This window comes from Mycetohabitans endofungorum, assembly GCF_002927045.1.
GTDB lineage: Bacteria > Pseudomonadota > Gammaproteobacteria > Burkholderiales > Burkholderiaceae > Mycetohabitans > Mycetohabitans endofungorum.
In genome coordinates this window covers 145817-169346 of record NZ_PRDW01000008.1, presented here as the reverse complement: position 1 = coordinate 169346, position 23530 = coordinate 145817, and the positions used below count along the sequence as shown (strand labels likewise).

Here is a 23530-nt window from a genome sequence, read left to right as displayed (position 1 = left end):
CACACCGGGCAGCACGCCTACGCGGCGCTTGATTATGGCCAAGTCTTCGGTCCACTGACACGAGACCAGGGCGGCACGCGGCTCGTTGGCACGGCCCTTGGGCTGCGCGGTACGGTGCCCACGCGCTTGGCCATCTACACGTACGAGTTGTTCGCTGGCACGCCCCTGTATCGTCCAACGGCGTTATCGACGGCCCGCGTCACAGTCGGCTTTCGATTGAGCGCGCAGCTGTAAGCGGGCACACATCATTGATACATTTTCATTTTCCCGCCTTTTCGAGAAAGCCCTATGCGCATCCGGACGAGTAGTCTTGCGTTGTTTGCCGCTTTAGCGCTGTCCCTGACCTCTCATACCGCATTTGCAGCGGACCTAGCTGCCCATACTTGAGGCTCCTCCATGTCTGCACCGCCGTCTAACATCGGTGGTGAAACAACGAACTGCGCGACTTTCGTGTCGCACAAGGCGCATAATGTATAAACACGTTGATACCTCCGGTATGTTTGTATATACTTGTTTATACGATGATAGGAAGGAGTGACATCATGGCAAAAACCGCGACGCTCACAATCCAACAGTGGGGGAACAGCCTGGCTGTGCGCATTCCCGCTGCAGTTGCACGCTCAGCGCATTTCCAGGTTGGCCAAGAGGTGGAGGTGACGACGGATGAAGTTGGTGTAACAGTGAAGCCGGTGGGTCCGCGTAAGCTTACGCTCGCGGAAAAACTGGCGCGGTTTGATCCAATAAAGCACGGCGGTGAAGCGATGGCAACAAGCCGCGTTGGTGCGGAGGTGTTTTAATGACAGGAGCTTTTTGGGTGCCTGACCGACGTGACATTATCTGGATTGACTGCAATCCGCAGGTCGGTCGTGAAATGAAGGATTTGCACCCGATGCTGGTCTTGTCACCGAAACCGTTCAACGAGCGAACCGGCATTGTCATCGGGCTTCCGATCACACCTGCCGACTTCAATGACACTAATCCGTTTGCTATCAAGTTTCAGGGGCCGAAAAACGTCACGAGCTACGTGCTTGGACACCAGCCCAAGTCATTTGACTGGCGAGCACGGGGAGCGAAGGCACATTCGTGGAAGCGCGTGCCAGATGATGTGTTTACAGCCGCATGTGAACAATTAAACCAGATTATTGCGATTGGCGATTAGGAAAACGGGAAAAGACAGTCAGTCCCGCGCACTCACCCGCGCGGATGATGTATCGCATGCAGCGCTTTAAGGCGCTCACGTGCAACATGAGTGTAAATCTGAGTCGTCGAAATATCGCTGTGGCCAAGCAGCATCTGCACCACGCGCAGGTCCGCGCCATGATTGAGCAGATGCGTCGCAAACGCATGCCGCAACGTATGCGGCGACAGCGGCACGTGAATGTCGGCGCGCAACGCATATCGCTTAATGATGTTCCAGAATTGCTGACGCGTCATCGCGCCGCCGCGCGCCGTCACGAACAGCGCATCGGCGCCGCGCCCCCCGAGGAGCACCGCGCGCGCCTCGCGCAGGTAGCGCTCCAGCCAGCCTCGCGCCTCGTCGCCAAACGGCACCAAGCGCTCTTTCGCACCCTTGCCCATCACGCGCACCACACCTTCGTTCAACCCCACCTCGACCGTCTTGAGCGTGACCAACTCCGAGACACGCAACCCACTCGCGTACATCAACTCAAGCATCGCGCGGTCGCGCAATCCGAGTGGCGTGTCTAGGTCGGGCGCACCCAGCAACGCCTCAACCTGCGCTTCATTAAGCGTAGACGGAAAACGGGGCGGCTGCCGGGCCGAACGGATGCGCAGCGTCGGATCAGCCGCGACGCGATGCTCACGCAACGCCCATGCGAAGTAGCGCCGGAACACCGACAGGCGCCGGTTCGCGGAACTGGCCTTACCATCGCTGCGCACCGCCAGGTAGCCATTCAGGTCCGACTCGCGCGTCGCATCGAGTGTGCGCTCATGCGTCGCCGCGAGCCAGTCGCAATACAGCGACAAGTCGCGACGATACGCATCCAGCGTATTGCGGGACAACCCATGCTCGAGCCATAGTGCGTCGCAGAACGCGTCGATCGCTTGCGCGCTCGTGTTGCGATACGCGCTCAATTGTGGGTCTTGCACGTCGCTCATGCGTACAACTCACCCTGCTGCGGCACCCGGATGCCTTCATGGCGCAGCAGCCAACACTTGACGTCCCGAAAAAAACCCTTTCCGGCATGATGCGCAAAACCGCCGAGGCCGTTTGCCGCCACGACGCGATGACATGGAACGACCAGTGGCGCGGGATTGGACCCACACGCCTGTCCAACGGCACGCGGCACCGCGCCGATCGACGCCGCCAGTTGCCCATAGGTCCAGACGGTGCCGGATGCAATGCGACAGATGCCGTCCCATACCCGGCGCTGGAACGCGGTGCCAGCGAGCGACAGCGGCAAGTCGAACACCGTGTCGGCCCGTTCGAAATAGGCCACGATCTGCGCTGCCGCACGCTGGGCCAGCGCATTGTCCGGCGCGCACAACGGGGTCGTGCCGGGCAGGTAAACAATTTCATGAACAAACCGGTCGTCGCTGCGGATGCCGATCCGTCCGAATGGTGCATCGATCACGGCATTGAACATGCCAATCCTCCTGGATGCGCGCGCGGCGGTACGCGGCACGCACGGGTGGATTCTACGTCCGAATTGTATCTGCGGCATCGCGACGGCCGGCAGATGGGCGACGGCTACCCGTGGTCCAACGCCCAGCGCACGTGCTCGCGCACCAGCGCAGATGGATCGTCTTCGCGCTTGCGCAACGCCGCCAGCACAGCGTCGCGCCCCGCCGCGCCGCCACCGGCGCGCAGCGCATTGCCGAGCCCGACCGCGAGATTGCGCAGCCAGCGCTCGTAGCCGATCCGGCGGATCGCGCTGCCCGCCAGGCGCGTGTCGAAATCCTGCTCGCTCCAGCTAAACAATTCGGTCAGTTGTGCGCCATCCAGCCCATTACGCACATCGAAGTCCGCGCATCCGCTCGGCTGCGCAAACTTGTTCCAAGGGCACACAAGCTGGCAATCGTCGCATCCGTACACGCGGTTGCCAATCGCCTCGCGCAGCTCGACCGGAATGCTGCCGCGCAACTCGATCGTCAGGTACGAGATACACTTGCGCGCATCGAGCCGGTACGGCGCCACGATAGCGCCCGTCGGGCACGCGTCGATACAGCGCGTGCAGGCGCCGCAATGCGCGCCCGCGTGTTGCGGCGCGCGCGACGGCTGGCTTTGCGCATCGGTGGGCAACGGCACGTCGACGAAAATTTCGCCGAGAAAAAATAACGAACCGGCGTCGCGATCGAGCAGCAACGTGTGCTTGCCGCGCCATCCGAGTCCGGCCTTTTGCGCGAGTTCGACCTCCAGCACCGGCGCCGAGTCGGTGAACACCCGGTAGCCAAGCGGGCCGATGGCGGCTTCAATCCGCTCGGCCAATCGCTGCAGGCGCTGGCGCATCACTTTGTGGTAATCGCGACCGCGCGCATAGATCGAGACCACCGCAGCGTTCGGATCGGCCAGCCGCGCATGCTCGCGCGCGCGCCACGACGCCGGCGTCTCGGCGGGCAGGTACGGCATTCGTGCGCTGATGACCCGTTGCGTTCCGGGTACAAGTTCGGCCGGCCGCGCACGCTTCATGCCATGTTTGGCCATATAATCCATCTCGCCGTGATAACCTGCGTCGATCCACGCGGCGAGCGCCGCTTCGGCATGGGACAAATCGGTATCGCAGATGCCGATTGCGCTGAAGCCCAGTTCGCGCGCCCATTCGCGCACACGCCGCGCCAGCGACGCAAGCTCGGCGTCAGTGAGCGGCGCGCGGCAAATCTCGGTATCCGGCGGTTGTTTCATCATTCCTATTGTACGCAATGCCAGACGCACCAGCCTCGCCTCGTCCGTTGACAGAACGCGTGTTCGCGCTGCCGGACGAGCGCGCGGCTAACGCGTTCGGCGCAACGTTGGCCACGGCGATCACGGCGGCGATGCGTGCCGCGCCCGCTCATGGCGTGCAAGTGCACTTGGTCGGCGACCTCGGCGCCGGCAAGACGACGCTGGTGCGCGCGATGTTGCGCGCGCTCGGGCACACGCAACGCGTGCGCAGCCCAACCTACACGCTTGTCGAGCCCTATACGATCGAGAACGTCGACGGCGCACCGCTGTCGATCTATCACTTCGATCTATACCGCTTTACGGATCCGGCGGAATGGGAGGATGCCGGTTTTCGCGAGTACTTCGACACCGGGGCGCTGTGCTTGGTCGAGTGGCCGCAGCGCGCCGGCGGCGTGCTTGGCGTACCCGACTTGCAGATCGACCTCGAAGTCCAAGGCGAAGGCCGCAAGCTGACTGCGCGTGCCTATAGCGAAACCGGAAAAGAGTGCCTCGCCCGATGCTGATCAAACCGTTCCGCTCGATTGAATCCGCCGCCACCGCATCGCATTGCTGGCGACGCCGGCAGATCCTGCGCGCGGGCGCCTCGACGCTGTTGCTGGGCCTGGCCACGCCGCGCGTCGCGCATGCGGCTGCGGTGCTGGGCGTGCGCGTGTGGCCGGCGCGTGACTATACGCGCGTGACGATCGAGTCGGACCAACCGCTGCAGAATTCGCAAAAACTGCTACAGGAACCGGACCGGCTCGTCGTCGATCTCGATGGACTGGAGCTGGACCAGACGCTGAAGGATCTGGTCGCGAAGATCACGCCCAACGACCCGCAAATCCAATCGGTACGCGTGGGCCAGTTCCAGCCGCACGTGGTCCGGATGGTGTTCGACCTGAAGGGGTCGGTCAAGCCGCAGGTGTTCGCGCTCACCCCAGTCGGCTCGTACAAGTACCGGCTCGTGTTCGACCTGTATCCGGCAGTGCCGCCCGATCCGCTGCTGGAGCTGCTCGCGCAGACGCAACGCAAGGAGGAAGCGCTCGAGCAACGTTCGGTCCCCGGCGCGACGCTGTCGGGCCCGGCGCTCGCGATGCCGTCGCCGCCCGACAGCGACCCGGGGCGCGACGCGCTGGCTGGCATCGCGCCGCCGGCCAGCGGGCGCGACCCTGCGAGCGACAGCAGCGATGCGTTCTTCCAGCGCTTTGCGCAGGGCGATGCGGCGCCGCCAAGGGGCGCCGCATCGGCCAAGCCCGACCGAGCGCCGTCGGCACCGCCGCAATTCAGCCGCAATGCCGATCGGGGCGCGCTGGCGGCGCGCCGCGACGACGACGGCTACGGCTTCAAGGTGCCGTCGGGCAAGCCCGCCACGGTCCGCCTGCTGACCGTGGCGATCGACCCCGGGCACGGCGGCGAGGACCCGGGCGCGATTGGCGGCGCCGGTACCTACGAGAAGCATGTCGCACTGGACATCGGTAAGCGGCTGCGCGCGAAAATTGACGCGCAGCCGAACATGCGGGCGATGATGACGCGCGACGCGGACTTTTTCGTGCCACTCGCGGTGCGTGTACAAAAGGCGCGGCGTGTCGGCGCCGACCTGTTCGTGTCGATTCACGCGGACGCGTTCACTTCGCCGCAGGCGCGCGGCTCGTCGGTGTTCGCGCTGTCCGAGCGCGGCGCAACCAGCGCTGCGGCGCGCTGGATAGCGCAAAAGGAGAACGCTTCCGATCAAATAGGCGGCGTGGATTTCAAGACCCGGGACGTAACATTGACTCGGGCGCTGTTCGATATGTCAACGACCGCGCAGATCCGCGACTCGCTGAAGTACGGCAATTACGTACTCAAGGAGATCGGTGGCATCAACAAACTGCACAAGGCCAGCGTCGAGCAAGCGGGCTTTGCGGTGCTCAAAGCGCCGGACATTCCATCGATCCTCGTGGAAACCGCGTTCCTCAGCAATCCGGACGAGGAGCAGCGGCTAAACTCCGAAGCGTACCGCGACCAGATGGCCAATGCAATTCTGAAGGGCATCAAGCGCTACTTCGCCGCGAATCCGCCGCTCTCGAAGAACCGGATGGCTTAATGCGTCAGCGCGCTCGCGGCTGGCCGGCCCGGCGCCGGCGCAACATTTTCCAGCCCGCGCCCAGCGCCACCGGCACGATGGCCGCGGCCACGCCGACCAGTACGATCGTATTCAGATGGTCGCGGATGAACGGAATATTGCCGAACAAGTAGCCGCACACGGTCAGCAGCACGACCCACAGCAACGCGCCCAGCACGTTGTATAGCTGAAAGCGCATCATGCTCATGCCGGATACACCGGCCACGAATGGTGCAAACGTGCGCACCACCGGTACGAAGCGCGCGAGCACGATCGTCTTACCGCCGTGGCGCTCGTAGAATTGATGCGTCCTCGTCAACGCGGCCCGATCCAGGAAGCGTTCGCCGAACTTCCAGTGCGCATCGAAGACTTTCGGCCCGATATAGCCGCCGATCAAATAATTCACCGTGTTTCCGCCGATTGCCGCCACCAGCAACAGCACGTTCAGCAATAGCAGATCCATTGAGCCGGACGCGCTAAACGCACCGCCGATGAACAGCAGCGAGTCGCCCGGCAGGAACGGCAACACGACCAGACCGGTTTCGCAGAACACGATTAGGAACAGCACGACGTACACCCAAGCGCCGTACTGCTGGATGAAGTCACCCAGAAACTTGTCGATATGCAGAATAAGGCTGAGAAATTGCAGGAAGGTATCCAAAAGGCATCCTTGAAACCACGAAAAATTGGCGTGGATGATACCGGAATACTCAGCCTGCTCCGATGAAATCGTCCGGTCGCCAGCGCACCAAACGCCGTCACGACCGGGCAGCGGCTTATCGTTAGCGCTTCGTTATCTCGTTAGCGTCTCGTTATAATGTATGGATGTCACAGTCCATTGAGCCAGGCGTGTCCGAGCCAGGCGAGCCCGACGCGGCGCGCCCATCCGTTGACGGCGGATCGCCACCGGCGACGCCTTCATCCCCCGCCGCCGATCCGCCCCTCGTCGCCGATCCGACCTCTACCGACGGACCTGCCGTGCAGCGGCGCGGCATGCCGACGCGCGCCATCCAGCCGTTGCCGGACCAGTTGATCAGCCAGATCGCGGCGGGCGAGGTCGTCGAGCGGCCTGCATCGGTCGTCAAGGAGTTGATTGAGAATGCGCTGGACGCCGGCGCGACAGCGCTGCGCATCACGCTGGACGAAGGCGGCGTCAAACGCATCATGATCGCAGACGACGGCTGCGGCATCGCAGCCAACGAATTACCGCTGGCGTTGATGCGCCACGCCACCAGCAAGATCCGCTCGCTGGCGGAGCTTGAGAGCGTCTGCACATTGGGCTTCCGTGGCGAGGCACTCGCGTCGATTGCATCGGTCGCGCAGACCAGCATCACGAGCCGCACCGCCGACGCGCCGCACGCCACCCGCATCGATGCGCAGACCGGTGCGCTGTCCCCGGCCCCCGGCGGCGTGGGCACGACGATCGAAGTGCGCGATCTGTATTTCAGCACTCCCGCGCGCCGCAAATTTCTCAAGAGCGAGCAGACCGAACTCGGGCATTGCCTGGATGTGATCCGTCGCGCCGCTCTGTCGCGCCCGGACGTCGCGTTCTCGGTGCTGCACAACGGCCGCGCCGTCGAGCACTGGAACGCGGCCAGCGCCGCCGCGCGCACCGCAAAAATCCTAGGCGAGGCGTTCGCGACGTCGCATCTGCCGCTTGAGGAGGCCGCCGGTCCAATCGCGATCTATGGCTTCGCCGGGCTGCCGACCGCCAGCCGCGGTCGCGCCGATCAGCAGTATTTCTTCGTCAACGGCCGTTTTGTGCGGGACAAGCTGCTCACCCATGCGGTGCGTGCCGCCTACGAGGATGTGCTGCACGGCGACCGCTATCCAGCCTACGTGCTGTTCCTCGACCTGCCGCCCGAAGGCGTCGACGTCAACGTCCACCCGTCCAAGATCGAGGTACGCTTTCGTGACTCGCGCTCGATTCATCAGTTCGTCTTCCATGCGGTGCAGCGCGCGCTGGCTCGGCACGCCGGCGCCTCGCCCGACACGACCACGGGCGGCCACGCGGCGCGCCTGACGCCTGCCGTGCCGGACACGGCGGGCCCGGGAGCCGGATCGAGCGGCGGTGTGGGCGCGGGCTCGCAGGCCAAATCCAGTGCCGCGTCGGCGGCGTGGTCCGGCGTGGCGTCGCCACAGGGCGGCGGGCAGTCCGCCGGGCTTCGCCGTGGCGGGCCTGCCGCGACACCGGGAACCTCGAGCTGGATATCGCATACGCGGATGCGCCAGGGCGTGCTACCGGTCGCCCAACCACTGGCCGTCTACGATGCGTTGTTCGGCCGGCGCGATGGGGCCGCGGCCTCTCTGTTGCCCGCGCACGATGACGCCTCTTCCGCGCCTTCGCCGGCACCCGGCTCGGCAGCGGACCAACCATCGTCGCCAACGGACGCCGTAAGCACACGACCCAGCCCGTCCGCCACCGACGAGGCTCATCCTGCCTCTGCCGCTAACGAGGCCCCTCCCTCCTCTCCCGCTAACGGGCCCGCGGCGGCGGCACAGCCGCTTGACGAGCATCCGCTGGGATTCGCGCTCGGCCAGTTGCACGGCATCTACGTGCTGGCGCAGAACACGCGCGGGCTGGTGCTAGTCGACATGCACGCAGCACATGAGCGCATCCTGTACGAGCAATTCAAGCACGCGCTTGCTCAGCGGCGCATCGCTGTGCAACCACTGCTGATCCCGGTGACGATGCAAGCCGATGCGGTCGAGATCGGCGTGGCCTGCGAGGAACGTGAGACGCTCGATGCATTGGGCTTTGACATCGCTTCGCTGTCTCCGACCATGCTGGCCATCCGGGCCGTGCCCGCGCTGCTCAAGGATGCCGACCTGGTCTCGCTGGCGCGCGCGGTGCTTGCGGACCTGCACGCGTACGGCGGCTCGCAGGTGCTGACCGAGCACCAGCATGAGTTGCTCGGCACGCTGGCGTGCCACCATGCGGTGCGCGCGAACCGGCGCCTGAGCATTGACGAGATGAATGCGCTGTTGAGGCAAATGGAAGCCACCGAGCGCGCCGATCAATGCAATCATGGTCGTCCGACCTGGTTTCAGCTCACGCTCGGCGAGCTGGACCGGTTGTTCATGCGGGGCCAATAGTCGCGCCGTGGCATCCGCTCCCGTCATCGCATGCCTGCTCGGGCCGACCGCGTCTGGTAAGAGCGCCGCCGCGCTCGAACTGGCGCGCCATGCCCCGATCGAGATCGTCAGCGTCGATTCAGCGCTCGTCTACCGGCAAATGGACATCGGGACCGCCAAGCCGACCGCGGCCGAACGCGCCGCGGTGCCCCACCATCTGATCGACATCATCGACCCGCTCGACGCCTATTCGGCCGCCCAGTTCCGCACCGACGCACTACGCCTGTGCGCACAGATCATCACGCGCGGCAAATTGCCATTACTGGTGGGCGGAACCATGCTGTACTACAAGGCGCTGGTCGAGGGCTTGAACGAGTTGCCGGGCGCCGACGCGTCGATCCGGGCCGCACTCGACCAGGATGCGGCGCGCGAGGGCTGGCCTGCCCTGCACGCGAAATTGGCGCAGATCGACCCGGTATCGGCGGCGCGGATCGCGCCCAACGATTCGCAGCGGATCCAGCGTGCGCTGGAGGTTTGGCAGCTGACCGGGCAGCCGATGTCCACGCTGCTGCGGGCGGCGTCCCACCCGGCTGCCGATCCGAGCGTCGGGTGCCAGGCCGCAGGCGACGTCCTCGCGCGCGCGGCGACGCGCGCCGGCCCGCCGCCATCGCCCCGCTTTGCTGCCGTTTCGCTGGAGCCATCCGACCGGTCGGTGCTGCACGCGCGCATCGCACGGCGCTTCGACGCGATGCTGGACGCCGGCTTGATCGACGAAGTGCAGCAATTACGCGCACGCGGCGACCTACATCCCGGATTGCCGTCGATGCGCTGCGTCGGATACCGACAGGCGTGGGCGTACCTGGACGGCGAATACGATTATGCAACGATGCGCGACAAGGGCATCTTCGCGACACGCCAGCTTTGCAAGCGGCAGTTGACATGGTTGCGCTCGATGCCCGAACGGATTGTCGTCGACTGTGTCGGCACCGACGCCGGCCCGCGTGCCGTCGACGCGGTGCGTCGAATATGGGCACCGACGTAGCAGACGCCGCGGTCGGTGCGGCGGCGCCACGCCACGACAGGACACGATAGGCCACGGCATGACAGGCCATGACAGCGCTACGACAGCGTCACGACGGCGCCACCAAACGCGCCCCTGCAGCATGCGGCGTCACGCCCCCCGTGCGCAGCAGCGTCACACCACGATCGTCTGTGCCTCGCCGGCGTTGCGCTCGCGCACCGTGCCGAGCGTCCACACTTGTTCGCCGGCCGCCGACAGCACGTCGGCCGCCGTCTGCGCGTGCTCGGCCGCGACGATGACCACCATCCCGATCCCGCAGTTGAAGACGCGATGCATCTCCGCGTCGGCCACGCCACCGTGCTGCTGCAGCCACGCGAACAGTGGCGGCAACGGCCATGCACAGTGATCCAGTTCCGCACACAGCCGCTCGGGCAGCACGCGCGGCACGTTCTCGACGAGCCCGCCCCCCGTGATATGGGCGATACCTTTGACCGGGAGTTGCTGCATCAACTCGAGCATGGGCTTCACGTAGATGCGCGTGGGCGCCATCAGCGCATCGGCCAGCGAGCGGCCATCGAAGTCGGCTTGCAGGTCCGGCGCCGCGCGCTCGATGATCTTGCGCACCAGCGAATAGCCGTTCGAATGGATACCGCTGGAGGCCAGGCCCAGCACCACATCGCCGGCGCCGATCGTGCTGCCGTCGATAATCTTGCTTTTTTCGACTGCCCCGACCGCGAACCCAGCAAGGTCGTATTCGCCATCCGGATACATCCCCGGCATCTCGGCCGTCTCGCCGCCGATCAGCGCGCAGCCCGCCAGCTCGCACCCAATGGCAATACCCTTGACCACGCTCGCCGCCGTCTCGACGTTGAGCTTGCCGCAGGCGAAATAATCAAGGAAGAACAGCGGCTCGGCCCCTTGCACGAGAATGTCGTTGACGCTCATGGCCACCAGATCCTGCCCGACCGTATCATGCCGGTTCAAATGGAACGCAAGCTTGAGCTTCGTGCCCACGCCGTCGGTGCCGGAGATCAGCACCGGTTCGCGGTATTTCTTCGGTACCTCGAACAGCGCGCCGAATCCACCGATGCCCGCCAGCACGCCGTCGCGCATCGTCTTTTTCGCGAACGGCTTGATGCGGTCAATGAGCGCGTCTCCCGCGTCGATGTCGACGCCCGCGTCACGGTAGGACAGGCCCGGCACCTGCGTGCCGGGAGTGGATTTCGGTTGATTCATGGCGAAAGCGCGAGAAGCTCGCGGGAAGGTCGGTAAAATTGCAATTTTACCCGATGCGAGTGTGCCGCCCGCACGAACTCGTCAAACCGCATTCCAGGACCCTTGCCACCCGTGCCGACCTCGTCTGCTTCCCATCGTCAACTCACACTCGACCTGGGCACACCACCGCCGAAGACATTCGAGAACTTCTTCGCCGGTGCCCATGCCGAACTGGTCGCCCGTCTCGCCGGCCTGGACGCCGCCCTCGCGGCCGGGCCGGTCGCAGACCGCACGTTCTACGTGTGGGGGGACGCCGGGAGCGGGCGCAGCCACCTGCTGCAGGCGCTGGTGGCCGGCGCATCCAGCGGCCGCGCGCGCTTTGTCGCGCCACCCAGCCCGCTGTCGGCGTTCGGCTATGATCCGCGTGTCGCGATCTATGCGGTCGACGATGTCGACCAACTCGCCGACGCACAACAGATCGCGCTGTTCAACCTGTTCAACGAGGTGCGCGCCAGCCCAGGCAGCGCGCTGGTGACCACCGGCAACGCCGCGCCGCTGCATCTAGCCGTGCGCGAGGATGTGCGCACGCGCCTGGGCTGGGGCCTGGTGTTCCATCTCGGCGCGCTGGCCGACGAGGACAAGGCGGCCGTGCTCAAGCAAGCCGCGCGCGAACGCGGCCTGACGTTCGCCGACGACGTGCCGACATGGCTGCTCACACACTACCGCCGCGACATGCCCAGCCTGATGCACGTCCTGGACGAGCTCGACCGTTTCGCCCTCGAGCACAAGCGCGCGGTCACGCTGCCGCTGCTGCGCGCGATGCTGGCGGACAGCTTCAAGTAAAATGCGCTCCATGACGAAAACCGCACGCAATCTCGCCCTGTTCGACCTGGACCATACGCTGATCCCCACCGATAGCGACCACGAGTGGGGGCGCTTCATGGTCAAGCTCGGCATTGTCGATGCCGACAGCTTCTCGCGCGAAAACGACCGCTTCTACGCCGACTACCAGGCAGGCAAGCTGGACATCCATGCGTACCTGCGCGCGATGCTCACCCCGCTGGCGAAATACTCGCGGCGACAACTGGACGACTGGCATGAACTGTTTATGCACGAGGTCATCAACCCGCGGATCCTGCCCGCCGCCCGCGCATTGGTGCAAGAGCACCAGGAGGCGGGTGACCTGTGCTGCATCGTGACGGCGACCAACGCGTTCATCACCGCACCGATCGCGGAAGCATTCGGCATCGAGACGTTGATCGCGTGCGAGGTCGAGACGACGGACGGGCATCCCGACAGCCCGTACACGGGCAACCCGATGGGTGTGCCGAGCTACCGCGAGGGCAAGATCGTGCGGGTGCAGGCGTGGCTGGATTCGCTCGGCTGCGACTGGACAAGCTTTGCGCACAGCTACTTCTATAGCGACTCGCACAACGACATCCCGCTACTCGAAAAGGTCACTGACCCGGTGGCGACCAATCCGGACGAGAAGCTGCGCGAGTATGCGCTGGCCCGTGGTTGGCGCATCCTTGAACTGTTTCAATCGACGTGATTACAAAATTCATCCGCAAGTTGTTCGGCTCGCGTAGCGGCGATGCCACCCCGCCGGCCGACACATCGCGCAGCGCCGACGCCGATCGAGGCAGCGCGAATGCCAACACGGACATCGCTCCGACAGGCCGTCAGCGCAATGCGGCGCGCGACGCGCAGCGCAGCGCGCCGGCTGACGCACGGGCCGCGCAGGACACTAGGCTGCCGTCGCGCAAGCCACCGCGCCGCACGCCGCGCCGCAACACCTTAGCCGCCGGCGGCCATGCCAGCAGCCATACTGCTGCGGGTGGCGAAGCCGAAGTACCGGTGATCGTGCCAGCCGACATCCATCGTATCGATCCGGCGCTGATCTCGCGCAATGCCATCCGCGTCACCGACACGCTGCAACAAGCCGGTTTTCGCGCGTTCATCGTCGGCGGCGCGGTGCGCGATCTGCTGCTCAATATCGCGCCGAAGGATTTTGATGTCGCCACGGACGCCACGCCGGATGAGGTCGTCAAGCTGTTCCGCCGCGCCCGGTTAATCGGCCGGCGTTTTCAGATCGTCCACGTCCAGTTCGGACAGGAGATCATCGAAGTGTCGACGTTCCGCGCGCTGATGGATGCGGCGCCAGCTGGCGCCGGGCCCACGGACAGCGAGCCGGCTGCGCCACCGCGCAAGCTGCGACGCGGCGAGCTGGACCGGCGCACGCATGCGGTGGACGCGAGCGGGCGCGTGCTGCGCGACAACGTCTGGGGCGAACAGCACGAGGACGCGACGCGGCGCGACTTCACCGTCAACGCGATGTACTACGATCCGGCGACGCAGACCGTGCTCGACTACCATCGCGGGATGGACGACATTCGCCAACGCGTGCTACGAATGATCGGCGAGCCAGCCACCCGCTTTCGCGAGGATCCGGTCAGGATGCTGCGTGTCGTGCGTTTCGCGGCCAAGCTGGACTTCACGATCGAATCGTCGACGCAGGCGCCGATCGCCGAGCTAGCGGATCTGATCAACAACGTGCCGGCGGCCCGGCTGTTCGACGAGATGCTCAAGCTGCTGCTGTCCGGACACGCGCTCGGCTGCCTGAAGCAGTTGCGCGCGCTGGGCCTGCACCATGGGCTGTTGCCGCTGTTGGACGTGGCGCTCGAGCAGCCCGGCGGGGAGCGTTTTATCACGCTTGCGCTGACCAATACCGACGAGCGTGTGCGCTCGGGCAAACCAGTCTCACCCGGGTTCCTGTTTGCCTCTCTGCTGTGGCGCGAAATGCAACTGCGCTGGCAGCAATACGAGGCCGGCGGCGAACATTCGATCCCGGCGCTGCATCGTGCCATGGACGACGTGCTCGACCAGCAGACCGAAAAACTCGCGATCCAGAGGCGCTACACCGCCGACATGCGCGAAATCTGGGGGCTGCAGCCCCGGCTGGAGAAACGCTCCGGCCGCAGCGCGTTGAAGCTGCTGGAGCACCAGCGGTTTAGAGCAGGTTATGATTTTCTCTTGCTACGCTGCGAGGCGGGCGAGTTGGACGCGTCGGTCGGTCAATGGTGGACGGATTTCATCGCCGGCGATCCGGACACGCGCGAGGCACTGCTGGCACAGGGCGACAAGGAGCGCTCGCCGCGCAAGCGCCGGCGCCGTAGCGGCTCGCGCAACCGCAAGGATCCTAGCGAAGGTGCCCGGCAGGCCTCGTCGCCAACCGACGGTGAACCACGTGGCAACGGCGACGCCTAGCGGCTTGCGCGAACGCCGGCCATCGAATGCAGGAGTCGACGTCATGACCGTAGCCTATCTTGGCCTGGGCGCGAACCTTGGCGACGCGCGCCAGACGCTAAAGGACGCCGTGGTCTGCCTCGCGCAGCAGGCTCCCGTCACCGTACTCGCGAAATCGAGCCTGTATCGCACCGCTCCAGTCGATGCCGGTGGCGACGACTTCTACAATTGCGTGGTGAAGATCGATACCACGCTTGCCGCACGGCAGCTGCTCGCCCTGTGCCACGGCATTGAGCATCACTTCGGCCGCGAGCGCCCGTACCGGAACGCACCTCGGACGCTAGACATCGATATTCTGCTGTACGGCACCGGGCAACTCGACGAGCACGACCTGACAGTGCCGCACCCGCGGTTAACCGAGCGAGCGTTCGCGCTAGTGCCACTGCTCGAACTGGACGCGGCGATTGAGATTCCCGCGCTGGGCCGTGCGGACTGTTACCTGCCTGACGTCGCGTCGCAGCGCATCGAAAAGATCGCCCCCTGCCAATGCCCGTTCCGACGCGTCGCTACTGCGATCGTGGGCGGCAAGTCGGGACCGCGCCAATGAACCCGTCCGCCGTCGTGCCACCGCTGACCGTCCATGCGCCGGTGCAGCACACGCCGTTCGGCTACCTGGTGATCGAGGGGCCAATCGGCGCCGGTAAGACCACGCTGGCGACGCAACTGGCGACACGCTGGTCAATGCAAACGCTGCTGGAGCGCTCGGCTGACAACCCGTTCCTCGAGCGCTTCTATCACGACAACGCGCGCTACGCGTTACCAGCGCAATTGGACTTCCTGCTGCAGCGCGAGACGCAAATGCGCGCGATCGCCGATGCACGGCAGTGCGGCACACCGCTCGTCGTGGACTTTCTGCCGCAGAAAGACGAGTTGTTTGCCCGCCTAGCGCTGCCCGACGATGAATTCACGCTGTATCGAGCGCTGGCCGCACGCGTGCCGCTCGCCCAGCCAGTGCCGGATCTCGTGATCTACCTTCAGGCCAGTCCGGAAACGCTGTTTGCCCGGATCCAGAAGCGTGCGATTCCGATGCAGGCGCATATCACCGATGCGTATCTGCGCGCATTGTGCGCCGCGTACAGCGAGTTTTTCTATCACTACGACGACGCGCCGCTGCTCAGCGTCAATACCGACCATCTAGATCTGGCGGGATCTGACGCCGACCTAGACTTGCTAGTCAAGCACATCGGATCGATGCGCGGCCGCAAGGCGGTATGGGTGAAGGGCACGGCGCTATAACGCTCTCCGAGGATCATTTTGTCATGAGCTATCTGCAAGATTCCGGCCGTCGCGCCGTCACTGTCCCGCGCCTTCAGCAGATGCGCGAGGCTGGCGAGCCGATCGCAATGCTGACGTGCTACGACGCAAGCTTTGCGGCATTGCTCGAGCGCGCGGGCGTGGACGCGCTCCTCATCGGCGACTCGCTCGGCAACGTGCTGCAGGGCCAGGCCACGACGTTGCCGGTCAGCGTGGCGGATATCGCGTACCACACCGCCAGCGTGGCGCGCGGCAGCCGCGGTGACGCGCTGATCGTCGCGGATTTGCCGTTCGGCAGCTACGGTACACCGGCAGACGCGTATTCAAGCGCCGTCAAGCTGATGCAGGCGGGTGCGCAGATGGTCAAGCTCGAGGGTGGTGCGTGGCTTGCCGAGACGATCCGCTTCCTGGTCGAACGGTCAGTGCCGGTCTGTGCGCACCTGGGGCTCACGCCGCAGTCGGTGCACGCGTTCGGCGGCTTCAAGGTCCAGGGCAAGAACGATCTGGCGGCCGAACAGTTGAAAAAGGACGCTCAGTTGATCGAGCAGGCCGGCGCGCAGCTGCTCGTGCTTGAAGCGATCCCTGCCGCGTTGGGGGGCCAGGTCACCGCAGCGCTGACGATTCCGACCATCGGCATCGGCGCCGGAGTTGACTGCTCGGGCCAAGTACTGGTGTTGCATGACATGCTCGGCGTGTTCCCTGGCAAGCGGCCCCGGTTCGTCAAGGACTTCATGGCCGGTCAGCCATCAATCGAGGCAGCCGTCCACGCCTACGTGCGCGCCGTCAAGGAACGCACGTTCCCCGCCGCAGAGCACACGTTCTGAATCGACGTCACTAAAAGCGAAGCAACTGTGCCGGCATCGCGCCGCGCAGCGCATTGCAGACAACGAGCGCGTCGCGGCGCTCGAAGTCGGCCCGCGTGATCGGCCGCTCGATGGCCTGCCACGCCGGATCCGCGAGCAGCACCGAGCGCATGACGCCGGGTAATACGCCGCTGGCCAGTGGCGGCGTGACCCAGCGGCCGTCGATTCGCACGAATACCGTGCTGCGGCCGCCTTCGGTCAGCTCGCCAAGCCGATTGAAAAACAACAGGTCAAACGCGTGATGGGTTTGCGCCAGCCGCCATGCTCGGTCATAGGTATCCCGGCAGGTGGTCTTGTGACGCAGCAACGGATCGTCCGGGTCCGGCGCAGTGATGCCGTGGTCGGCCGCCAGCATCACACGCACCGGACTGGCCGCGAGCGACGGCAATGGCGCCGCGCTGACGTCGATGACCCCGTCCTTGCGCAGCGTCGCACGCATCCGATATGCGCGATCCGGCGCGAGCGCCGCGCAGACCTGCGCGAGCCGTGCCGCAAACACAGCGGCGTCAAACCGGAAGCCGAAATAGCGCGCGCTGCGCTCGACACGGGCGACATGAAGGCCTGCGTGCCGCACGCCATCCCGCGTGGCATACATCGTCTCAAACAACTGGAAACCGGGGTCCACCTCGGTTAAGAAGCGCGCCTTTAACGCACATTCGAGATATTCGTCGTGCGCAACGCTGTCCAGCACGATGCCGGCGCCCACACCGAGCGTTCCCGCACGCACGTCGGCGCCCATACCCGTGTCCGCTCGCGGCGCCAACACCAGCGTGCGAATGGCTACCGACAGGCAAAAATCGCCAAGCGTGCGTGCGTCGGCAGACGTGTCGAGCCACCCAATCGCGCCGGTATACAGCCCGCGTGGTGTCGTCTCAATCGACTCGATCAACGCCATCGTGCGAACCTTTGGCGCGCCGGTAATCGAGCCACACGGAAAAAGCGCCCGTAGCACGTCGGCAAAACTGATCCCGTCACGCACGCACGCGTGCACGGTCGATGTCATTTGCCACACCGACGCGTACGGCTCGACCGTAAACAACGCGGGCACGCGAACCGAACCGGTCCGCGCGATCCTGCCCAGGTCGTTGCGCAGCAGGTCAACGATCATCAGGTTCTCTGCCCGGTTCTTGTCGTCGGCGGCCAATGCCCGCGCTTGCTGCGCGTCGAGCTGCGCGTCATTCGCACGCGGCGCCGTGCCTTTCATCGGCCGCGCGACGATCGTCCCGCCACGATGCTCGACGAACAGTTCGGGCGACAACGACAACACATGGGTGCCATCGGGCAGCGCCAGCAAAGCGCCGAACGGCACCGGTTGGCGCGCCCGCAAGCGTCGATACAATGCAGGCGCCGAGCCGAACATATCGAACGCGAGCCGATACGTATAGTTGACTTGATAGGAATCGCCGTCGCGCAATGCTGCATGAATGCGCGTGATCGCGTCGTCGAACGCGTCACGCGTGACACTGCTGCGTACGTTCGCGATGCCAGCCACGCCGGGATCCGCGTGGCCGCCGTCCTGCTGCTGCAACCACGCCGCGACCTGCTCCGAGGACAGGCGGCGCAACTCGCGGAACAGAAGAATGCGCAGCGCACCGCCGCCGGCGCGCCTAGCCGAGCATTGCAGCCGTACGCCCCATTCGTAGTCCGCAAGTAACAACGCATGCAGCCCCGTGCGCAGATCTGCGTCAACTTCGGCGAGCACTGCATCGAGCCGACCGGGATCGGTACAAGTGCGCTCATGCGAGAACGCCGTATAGAGACGCGAGCGGCATGCAGGGGCATCAGCCGACGCCTCCTCGGACGCGCAGTCGTCGAGCAGCGCGAACACGCGGGCGCTGTCGGGGTCGCCCGCAGCCCGCCCCGCCCCCGCGTCAACTGCCATCATGTCACTCGAAGAAGCTTTTCACGCGGTCGAACCAGCCCTTGCTCTGCGGGCTATGCCGCGCGCCCCCTTCAACCAGCGACTTTTCGAACTGGCGCAGTAGGTCACGCTGCGTATCGGTCAGCTTGACCGGCGTCTCCACCTGCACGTGCACGTACAGGTCGCCCGGCAGGCTCGAGCGCAAACCCTTGATGCCCTTGCCGCGCAGACGGAACGTCTTGCCCGATTGTGTGCCTTCCGACACGGTGAACGATGCCTTGCCGGCCAGCGTTGGCACCTCGATCTCGCCGCCCAGCGCCGCGGTGGTGAACGCGATCGGCATCTGGCAATGCAGGTCGTCGCCGTCACGCTCGAAGACGGTGTGCGGCTTGATGTGGATCTCCACATATAGATCACCGTTCGGACCGCCATTGATGCCCGGCTCGCCGTTGCCGGCGGAACGGATCCGCATCCCCTCATCGATGCCGGCGGGAATCTTCACCTCCAGCGTCTTGGTTTCCTTGACTTTGCCGACGCCGTGGCAATGGGCGCACGGCTCCGGAATGTACGTCCCAGTGCCGTGGCACTTTGGGCATGCCTGCTGGATGCTGAAGAAACCCTGCGACATGCGCACCTGGCCCTGCCCACGGCAAGTCGGGCACGTCTCAGGCTTGGTGCCCGGCTTCGCACCGCAGCCATGGCATACCTGGCACGATGCCCAACTCGGCACGCGGATTTGCGTCTCATAGCCATGCGCGGCCTGCTCCAGCGTGATCTCCATGCTGTAGCGCAGGTCCGCGCCGCGGTACACCTGCGGACCGGCACGCCGGCCGCCGCCTGCGGCTTGCCCAAAGATATCGCCGAAGATGTCGCCGAACGCATCGGCAAAGCCGCCGAAGCCTTGTGCACCGGCGGCACCCATGTTCGGATCGACGCCCGCATGGCCGTACTGATCGTACGCGGCGCGCTTCTGCGAGTCGGACAGCATTTCGTAGGCCTCTTTCGCCTCCTTGAAATGCTCTTCCGCATCCTTGTTGCCAGGATTGCGGTCCGGGTGGTACTTCATTGCCAGCTTCCGATACGCCTTCTTGATGTCGTCATCGGACGCATTCTTGGCGACACCCAGCACGTCGTAGTAGTCCCGTTTGGCCATATCGAGTCAATGCCATCAAACAAAATGGGCCCGGAGAGCCGCTAAGCCCGCCAGGCGCTCTGTCTTCGCCACCGTGCTGCAGTGCACGATGGCACACAAATGGCCGGCCCGGTGGACGCGGCACGCATCGCGCACCGCGCACCGCGCACCGGCTGCCACCGCCGCTTCGCTCAGTCCTTCTTCACTTCCTTGAAGTCGGCGTCGACGACGTCTTCCTCGGCCTTGCCGGACGGTGCAGCGGACGACGCGCCGTCCCCAGCCGATGCCCCGGCCGCGCCCGCCTGGGCCTGCATGTCGGCGTACATCTTCTCACCGAGCTTTTGCGACACCTTCGACAGCGCCTCGATCTTCGCCTCGACCTGCGCCTTGTCGGACGCGCTCTTCAGCGCTTCCTCCAGTTCCTTGAGCGCAGCTTCGATCGCGGTCTTCTCGCTCGCGTCGATCTTGTCGCCGTAGTCGGACAGCGCCTTCTTCGTGCTGTGCACCAGCGCGTCACCTTGGTTACGCGCGTCGGCTAGCTCACGTAGGCGATGATCCTCCTCGGCGTTCGCCTCAGCATCCTTCACCATTTTCTCGATCTCAGCCTCGGACAGGCCCGAATTCGCCTTGATCGTGATCTTGTTCTCCTTGCCCGTGCCCTTGTCACGCGCATGCACGTGCAGGATGCCGTTCGCGTCAATGTCGAACGTCACTTCGATCTGTGGCACGCCGCGCGGTGCGGGCGGGATGCCTTCCAGGTTGAATTCGCCCAGCAGCTTGTTGCCGGCCGCCATCTCACGCTCACCCTGGAACACCTTGATCGTCACCGCCGACTGGTTGTCGTCGGCCGTCGAGTACACTTGCGTGTGCTTGGTCGGGATCGTCGTGTTTTTGTTGATCATCTTCGTCATCACGCCACCGAGCGTCTCGATGCCCAGCGACAGCGGCGTCACATCCAGCAGCAGCACATCCTTGCGGTCGCCGGAGAGCACCTGGCCCTGGATCGCCGCACCCACCGCAACCGCCTCGTCCGGATTCACGTCGCGACGCGGGTCCTTGCCGAAGAACGCCTTGACCTTGTCCTGCACCTTCGGCATCCGCGTCATGCCGCCCACTAGGATCACGTCATCGATGTCACTGACCTTCACGCCCGCGTCCTTGATCGCGGTGCGGCACGGCTCGATCGTGCGCTCGATCAGCTCCTCGACCAGCGCCTCCAGCTTCGCGCGGGTGATCTTCAAATTCAAGTGCTTCGGGCCGGACGCGTCCGCCGTGATGTACGGCAGGTTGATCTCGGTTTGTGCTGAGCTCGATAGCTCGATCTTGGCCTTCTCGGCCGCTTCCTTCAGCCGTTGCAGCGCGAGCACGTCCTTGGACAGGTCAACGCCCTGCTCCTTCTTGAATTCACCGATGATGTAGTCGATGATCCGCTGGTCGAAGTCCTCTCCACCGAGGAACGTGTCGCCGTTGGTCGACAACACCTCGAACTGCATTTCGCCGTCCACGTCCGCGATCTCGATGATCGAGATATCAAACGTGCCACCGCCCAGGTCATAGACCGCGATCTTGCGATCTCCCTTCTCGGTTTTGTCCAGTCCGAAGGCGAGCGCCGCGGCGGTCGGCTCGTTGATGATCCGCTTCACGTCCAGGCCGGCGATGCGGCCTGCATCCTTCGTGGCTTGCCGCTGGCTGTCGTTGAAGTACGCCGGCACGGTGATCACCGCTTCGGTCACCGGCTCGCCGAGGTAATCCTCGGCCGTCTTCTTCATCTTGCGCAGCACTTCGGCGGAAATCTGCGGCGGCGCGAGCTTCTTGTCGCGCACCTGTACCCATGCGTCGCCATTGTCCGCCTTGATGATTTGGTAAGGCATCAGGCCAATGTCCTTCTGCACTTCCTTCTCTTCAAAGCGACGGCCGATCAGCCGCTTGACAGCGAACAGCGTGTTCTTCGGGTTCGTCACGGACTGGCGCTTAGCCGGCGCGCCGACCAGAATCTCGCCATCGTCCATATACGCGATGATCGAAGGCGTCGTGCGCGCGCCTTCCGAGTTCTCGATCACTCGCACCTGGTTGCCTTCCATCAGCGCCACGCACGAATTCGTGGTACCGAGGTCGATCCCGATAATCTTGCCCATTTTACTAATCTCCTGGCTTTGATCTAGCAGACCCGCGCAGTGCGCGGTCATCCATTCACGTCTGCCCACAACGTGGGTGCAACAGCGCTGATTTCAATACCCTGGCGTGCACGCGAGCTTTGTCGTGGCGAGACGCCGGCCGCACTCACTTGGGCGCGGCCACGGTGACCAGCGCCGGGCGCAGCACGCGGTCGGCGATCACGTAGCCTTTTTGCAACACGCTGACGACCGTGTTGGCCTCCTGCTCGGCCGGCACCATCGAAATCGCCTGGTGCCGGTGCGGATCGAATTTCTCGCCGACCGGATTGATCTGCACGACGCGTCCCTTCTCCAAAGCGCTCGACAATTGACGCAATGTCAGTTCGACACCCTCACGCACCTTCGCCAAGTCGCCGGCGGTGTCCGCCAGTGCAGCCTCCAGACTGTCGACGACCGGCAGCAGGTGCTCGGCGAAACTCTCGATCGCGAACTTGTGTGCCTTGGTGACGTCGTCCTGCGCGCGCCGCCGCACGTTCTCCGTCTCCGCGCAGGCGCGCAGGAAACTCTCGTGCAGTTCGGCGATCTTGGCATGCGCTTGCTCGAGCGCCTTGGCCTCGGCGGCGGCATCGGCCTCGCCGAATTGCCCATTGTCGGCGCCCGGCTGTGCCGCCGCGGCGTCCTCGCGCTGAGCCTCGGCCGGTTGCACCTGTGCGTCCTGCGCCGTTTGCGTGCCGTTGCCGGCGGGTTCGGTATCCGATGCGGGGCGATTCTGGCTTGCTTGCTTCTCTTCCATGATGGCCGTGGTCAATTTCAGTCAATGGTTCGATTCGGCTGTTCCCGCGTCCGGCTGGCCTGAACAGGCGCCGGGACGCGGGAAACCGTAGTTGCGCAATCGACATGGGGTCAACGCAGGCCTTTTCAATAGCTCGCCGCAAAAAGTCACGGCGCGGCACCGTATGGCGTTGCAAGCGTGCGTTGCAATATACCGTTACACGATTTCCTGTATCGGTTACACGATTTCCCGTATGTCGCACCGCAAATAGATTGAGCGCCCGCCGACGCTGACCTACACTTTGTTATGAGGCGCTTCAAGACGCGTGCCCCCTGCTTGCGTCAACGGCGCTCCCACCGCCCAGCCAAATGCCCGTTTCCGCCCGTGCCATGAAACTGACTTTTGCCATTGGGGTAGTCGCCGTGGTATTGATCGCGGGAACGACCGCCATTTGCCTGTCCGGGGCCGTCACCGAATCCACGACTGAGTACGGCGGCGTCCACGCGACGTTCGAGTCGCTGTTCAATCCGCACCGGACAATTTGTCAATGATGCGCCGATCGCGCTTCGTCGGCCGCCCGTGAAGCGTCGCAGCAGGCTCCCGAAAAGTCCTGCGCCGCTCCAACTCGGCCAGCCGCCGCGCGTTGCCGGCCGGCGTCTCCTCGTATAGCGTCTGCGCAATCGCCGCCGGACCACGCACATCACATACGCCACGCACCTGCACTTCCCATACGATGCGCTCGATGTCGATTTGCACAATGTCGCCGACGCGCACCTCCTTGGCCGCCTTCACCGACTCGCCGCCGATGCGCACCCGGCCCTTGCCAAGCGCCTCAGCCGCCAGTGAACGGGTCTTGAAGAACCGCGCCGCCCACAGCCACTTGTCGATGCGCAGCCGCGCGTGAGGATCAGTCGAGATCTTCAAGTTCATCGGCGA

General features: G+C 64.7%; 22 protein-coding genes and 1 pseudogene. 13 read left to right on the top strand and 10 right to left on the bottom strand.

Annotated elements, in window-relative coordinates; translation table 11 throughout:
- The 3 genes and pseudogenes from B0O95_RS09680 to B0O95_RS09670 form a co-directional block, all read left to right on the top strand.
- A pseudogene (locus B0O95_RS09680) lies at nucleotides 1-234 on the top strand (ShlB/FhaC/HecB family hemolysin secretion/activation protein); the annotation flags it as partial.
- A gap of 308 nt (nucleotides 235-542) precedes the next feature.
- The gene (locus B0O95_RS09675) at nucleotides 543-797 is read left to right on the top strand and encodes an AbrB/MazE/SpoVT family DNA-binding domain-containing protein (RefSeq protein WP_104077731.1); all 255 of its coding nucleotides are present in this window, start codon (nucleotides 543-545) and stop codon (nucleotides 795-797) included.
- A complete protein-coding gene (locus B0O95_RS09670) occupies nucleotides 797-1159 on the top strand; it encodes a type II toxin-antitoxin system PemK/MazF family toxin (RefSeq protein ID WP_104077702.1) in 363 nt (120 codons plus the stop codon). The genes B0O95_RS09675 and B0O95_RS09670 overlap by 1 nt, the downstream gene beginning before the upstream one ends.
- A gap of 32 nt (nucleotides 1160-1191) precedes the next feature.
- Here B0O95_RS09670 and xerD read toward each other — a convergent pair whose 3' ends face one another.
- The 3 genes from xerD to queG all read right to left on the bottom strand — a co-directional run bounded on the left by xerD (nucleotide 1192) and on the right by queG (nucleotide 3865).
- Entirely contained in the window at nucleotides 1192-2118 is a 927-nt protein-coding gene (xerD, locus tag B0O95_RS09665) for a site-specific tyrosine recombinase XerD (protein WP_104077701.1), read from the bottom strand.
- On the bottom strand, nucleotides 2115-2606 hold the full coding sequence (locus B0O95_RS09660) for a methylated-DNA--[protein]-cysteine S-methyltransferase (RefSeq protein ID WP_104077700.1): 492 nt from the start codon (nucleotides 2604-2606) through the stop codon (nucleotides 2115-2117). Before B0O95_RS09660 ends, xerD begins: the two co-directional genes overlap by 4 nt.
- A 104-nt stretch (nucleotides 2607-2710) precedes the next feature.
- The gene (gene queG / locus B0O95_RS09655; protein WP_104077699.1) at nucleotides 2711-3865 is read right to left on the bottom strand and encodes a tRNA epoxyqueuosine(34) reductase QueG; all 1155 of its coding nucleotides are present in this window, start codon (nucleotides 3863-3865) and stop codon (nucleotides 2711-2713) included.
- A gap of 14 nt (nucleotides 3866-3879) precedes the next feature.
- Here queG and tsaE point away from each other — a divergent pair, with 14 nt between their 5' ends.
- The gene (tsaE, locus tag B0O95_RS09650; protein ID WP_104077698.1) at nucleotides 3880-4404 is read left to right on the top strand and encodes a tRNA (adenosine(37)-N6)-threonylcarbamoyltransferase complex ATPase subunit type 1 TsaE; all 525 of its coding nucleotides are present in this window, start codon (nucleotides 3880-3882) and stop codon (nucleotides 4402-4404) included.
- Nucleotides 4386-5963: an N-acetylmuramoyl-L-alanine amidase gene (locus B0O95_RS09645; protein WP_104077697.1), complete on the top strand. Its 1578-nt coding sequence runs from the start codon at nucleotides 4386-4388 to the stop codon at nucleotides 5961-5963. The genes tsaE and B0O95_RS09645 overlap by 19 nt, the downstream gene beginning before the upstream one ends.
- A gap of 4 nt (nucleotides 5964-5967) precedes the next feature.
- Here B0O95_RS09645 and B0O95_RS09640 read toward each other — a convergent pair whose 3' ends face one another.
- A complete protein-coding gene (locus tag B0O95_RS09640; protein ID WP_104077696.1) occupies nucleotides 5968-6642 on the bottom strand; it encodes a DedA family protein in 675 nt (224 codons plus the stop codon).
- Between the two features lie 332 nt (nucleotides 6643-6974).
- On the opposite strand from B0O95_RS09640, the gene mutL reads away from it, so the two are divergent.
- Nucleotides 6975-9077, top strand: a complete 2103-nt coding sequence (mutL, locus tag B0O95_RS09635; RefSeq protein ID WP_104077730.1) for a DNA mismatch repair endonuclease MutL — start codon at nucleotides 6975-6977, stop codon at nucleotides 9075-9077.
- A gap of 7 nt (nucleotides 9078-9084) precedes the next feature.
- Nucleotides 9085-10098 (top strand): tRNA (adenosine(37)-N6)-dimethylallyltransferase MiaA, encoded by a 1014-nt coding sequence (gene miaA, locus B0O95_RS09630; RefSeq protein WP_104077695.1) that lies wholly within the window; start codon nucleotides 9085-9087, stop codon nucleotides 10096-10098.
- A gap of 153 nt (nucleotides 10099-10251) precedes the next feature.
- Here the strand turns inward: miaA and purM are convergent, their stop codons facing one another.
- Complete coding sequence (gene purM, locus B0O95_RS09625) at nucleotides 10252-11313, bottom strand: phosphoribosylformylglycinamidine cyclo-ligase (RefSeq protein ID WP_104077694.1); 1062 nt, start codon at nucleotides 11311-11313, stop codon at nucleotides 10252-10254.
- Nucleotides 11314-11424: 111 nt separating this feature from the next.
- On the opposite strand from purM, the gene hda reads away from it, so the two are divergent.
- From hda to panB, 6 genes are read left to right on the top strand one after another with little or no spacing between them, the layout of a single operon-like run.
- Nucleotides 11425-12135, top strand: coding sequence for a DnaA regulatory inactivator Hda (gene hda / locus B0O95_RS09620; protein WP_104077693.1), 711 nt, complete (start codon nucleotides 11425-11427; stop codon nucleotides 12133-12135).
- Nucleotides 12136-12145: 10 nt separating this feature from the next.
- Nucleotides 12146-12844 (top strand): histidinol-phosphatase, encoded by a 699-nt coding sequence (locus tag B0O95_RS09615; protein WP_104077729.1) that lies wholly within the window; start codon nucleotides 12146-12148, stop codon nucleotides 12842-12844.
- Nucleotides 12841-14559 carry a polynucleotide adenylyltransferase PcnB gene (pcnB, locus tag B0O95_RS09610; RefSeq protein ID WP_104077692.1) on the top strand — a complete coding sequence of 573 codons (1719 nt, stop codon included), beginning with the start codon at nucleotides 12841-12843 and terminating at the stop codon, nucleotides 14557-14559. Before B0O95_RS09615 ends, pcnB begins: the two co-directional genes overlap by 4 nt.
- A gap of 43 nt (nucleotides 14560-14602) precedes the next feature.
- Nucleotides 14603-15145: a 2-amino-4-hydroxy-6-hydroxymethyldihydropteridine diphosphokinase gene (gene folK / locus B0O95_RS09605; RefSeq protein WP_104077728.1), complete on the top strand. Its 543-nt coding sequence runs from the start codon at nucleotides 14603-14605 to the stop codon at nucleotides 15143-15145.
- A complete protein-coding gene (locus B0O95_RS09600) occupies nucleotides 15142-15834 on the top strand; it encodes a deoxynucleoside kinase (RefSeq protein WP_104077691.1) in 693 nt (230 codons plus the stop codon). Before folK ends, B0O95_RS09600 begins: the two co-directional genes overlap by 4 nt.
- Nucleotides 15835-15857: 23 nt before the next feature.
- Nucleotides 15858-16676 (top strand): 3-methyl-2-oxobutanoate hydroxymethyltransferase, encoded by an 819-nt coding sequence (panB, locus tag B0O95_RS09595; RefSeq protein ID WP_104077690.1) that lies wholly within the window; start codon nucleotides 15858-15860, stop codon nucleotides 16674-16676.
- A gap of 10 nt (nucleotides 16677-16686) precedes the next feature.
- On the opposite strand, the gene pabB is transcribed toward panB, so the two are convergent.
- From pabB to B0O95_RS09570, 5 genes are all read right to left on the bottom strand, one after another.
- Nucleotides 16687-18600, bottom strand: coding sequence for an aminodeoxychorismate synthase component I (gene pabB / locus B0O95_RS09590; RefSeq protein ID WP_104077689.1), 1914 nt, complete (start codon nucleotides 18598-18600; stop codon nucleotides 16687-16689).
- Between the two features lies 1 nt (nucleotide 18601).
- Nucleotides 18602-19729: a molecular chaperone DnaJ gene (dnaJ, locus tag B0O95_RS09585; protein ID WP_104077688.1), complete on the bottom strand. Its 1128-nt coding sequence runs from the start codon at nucleotides 19727-19729 to the stop codon at nucleotides 18602-18604.
- Between the two features lie 170 nt (nucleotides 19730-19899).
- On the bottom strand, nucleotides 19900-21894 hold the full coding sequence (gene dnaK, locus B0O95_RS09580; protein ID WP_104077687.1) for a molecular chaperone DnaK: 1995 nt from the start codon (nucleotides 21892-21894) through the stop codon (nucleotides 19900-19902).
- Between the two features lie 94 nt (nucleotides 21895-21988).
- The gene (grpE, locus tag B0O95_RS09575) at nucleotides 21989-22615 is read right to left on the bottom strand and encodes a nucleotide exchange factor GrpE (protein WP_233203269.1); all 627 of its coding nucleotides are present in this window, start codon (nucleotides 22613-22615) and stop codon (nucleotides 21989-21991) included.
- Nucleotides 22616-23116: 501 nt separating this feature from the next.
- Nucleotides 23117-23524: an RNA-binding S4 domain-containing protein gene (locus B0O95_RS09570; protein ID WP_104077726.1), complete on the bottom strand. Its 408-nt coding sequence runs from the start codon at nucleotides 23522-23524 to the stop codon at nucleotides 23117-23119.
- Nucleotides 23525-23530 lie beyond the last annotated feature (6 nt).

Coding starts and splice junctions, on each gene's coding strand:
- B0O95_RS09660 (WP_104077700.1), bottom strand. CDS start 2,606: ATGTTCAATGCCGTGATCGATGCACCATTCGGACGGATCGGCATCCGC.
- panB (WP_104077690.1), top strand. CDS start 15,858: ATGAGCTATCTGCAAGATTCCGGCCGTCGCGCCGTCACTGTCCCGCGC.
- dnaJ (WP_104077688.1), bottom strand. CDS start 19,729: ATGGCCAAACGGGACTACTACGACGTGCTGGGTGTCGCCAAGAATGCG.
- B0O95_RS09670 (WP_104077702.1), top strand. CDS start 797: ATGACAGGAGCTTTTTGGGTGCCTGACCGACGTGACATTATCTGGATT.
- queG (WP_104077699.1), bottom strand. CDS start 3,865: ATGATGAAACAACCGCCGGATACCGAGATTTGCCGCGCGCCGCTCACT.
- dnaK (WP_104077687.1), bottom strand. CDS start 21,894: ATGACCGCGCACTGCGCGGGTCTGCTAGATCAAAGCCAGGAGATTAGT.
- xerD (WP_104077701.1), bottom strand. CDS start 2,118: ATGAGCGACGTGCAAGACCCACAATTGAGCGCGTATCGCAACACGAGC.
- pabB (WP_104077689.1), bottom strand. CDS start 18,600: ATGATGGCAGTTGACGCGGGGGCGGGGCGGGCTGCGGGCGACCCCGAC.
- B0O95_RS09615 (WP_104077729.1), top strand. CDS start 12,146: ATGACGAAAACCGCACGCAATCTCGCCCTGTTCGACCTGGACCATACG.
- grpE (WP_233203269.1), bottom strand. CDS start 22,615: ATGGAAGAGAAGCAAGCAAGCCAGAATCGCCCCGCATCGGATACCGAA.
- B0O95_RS09570 (WP_104077726.1), bottom strand. CDS start 23,524: ATGAACTTGAAGATCTCGACTGATCCTCACGCGCGGCTGCGCATCGAC.
- purM (WP_104077694.1), bottom strand. CDS start 11,313: ATGAATCAACCGAAATCCACTCCCGGCACGCAGGTGCCGGGCCTGTCC.
- B0O95_RS09600 (WP_104077691.1), top strand. CDS start 15,142: ATGAACCCGTCCGCCGTCGTGCCACCGCTGACCGTCCATGCGCCGGTG.
- folK (WP_104077728.1), top strand. CDS start 14,603: ATGACCGTAGCCTATCTTGGCCTGGGCGCGAACCTTGGCGACGCGCGC.
- mutL (WP_104077730.1), top strand. CDS start 6,975: ATGCCGACGCGCGCCATCCAGCCGTTGCCGGACCAGTTGATCAGCCAG.
- tsaE (WP_104077698.1), top strand. CDS start 3,880: ATGCCAGACGCACCAGCCTCGCCTCGTCCGTTGACAGAACGCGTGTTC.
- B0O95_RS09675 (WP_104077731.1), top strand. CDS start 543: ATGGCAAAAACCGCGACGCTCACAATCCAACAGTGGGGGAACAGCCTG.